Origin of the sequence: Halolamina salina (assembly GCF_042678005.1) — an archaeon.
Lineage (GTDB): Archaea > Halobacteriota > Halobacteria > Halobacteriales > Haloferacaceae > Halolamina > Halolamina salina.
On record NZ_JBHUDH010000169.1, the window covers coordinates 1 to 653 of the forward strand.

Annotated in this window: 1 protein-coding gene; it reads right to left on the reverse strand. The window is 68.8% G+C overall.

What is annotated here, in order from left to right; translation table 11 throughout:
- A partial coding sequence (locus tag ACFR9S_RS13320; protein WP_379818865.1) for an ABC transporter ATP-binding protein occupies positions 1-653 on the reverse strand: 653 nt, incomplete at both ends.

A 653-nucleotide genomic window follows, 5' to 3' on the forward strand; every position in this document is an offset into this window, starting at 1 on the left:
TCGATGGATCACGTCGACTTCATCTCGCCGATCGACCTCGGCGAGGTGGCGGTCACCCGCGGGCTCGCTTTCGGGGAGTGCGACCGTGGCGTACACGCGGTAGGTGGTCCGCCCGTGGGCCTCCCGGATCTCCTCGACGCCCCCGCGGGCGATGATCGACCCCTCGTTCATCACGATCACGCGGTCGCAGAGGTCGGCGACGTGGTAGAGGTTGTGCGCGCTGAACACCACGGTCTTCCCGTCGTCGGCCAACTCCCGGACGAACTGGAGCACCTCGTGGGTCGTCAGCGGGTCGAGCCCGGAGGCGGGTTCGTCGTACACCAGCACGTCGGGGTCGTTCACCAGCGAGCGCGCGATCGCGACTTTCCGCTTCATCCCCTTCGACACGTCGCCGAGCCGGCGATCGCGGTGTTCGAGGTCGAGGCGGTCGAGCGTGGACTCGATGCGGTGTTCCGCGACGTCGCCGGGCACGTCGTAGAGGTCCGCGAAGAAGGAGAGGTACGACCGGGCGGTCATGTTCTCGTACAGCGGCGACTCCTCGGGGAGAAAGCCGAGCGCCCGGCGCATCTCGGGGTCGTCCACGTCGTAGCCCGCGACGGTGGCCTCGCCGGCGGTCGGTTCGACCAGCCCGGCGAGCATCTTCAGCGTCGTCG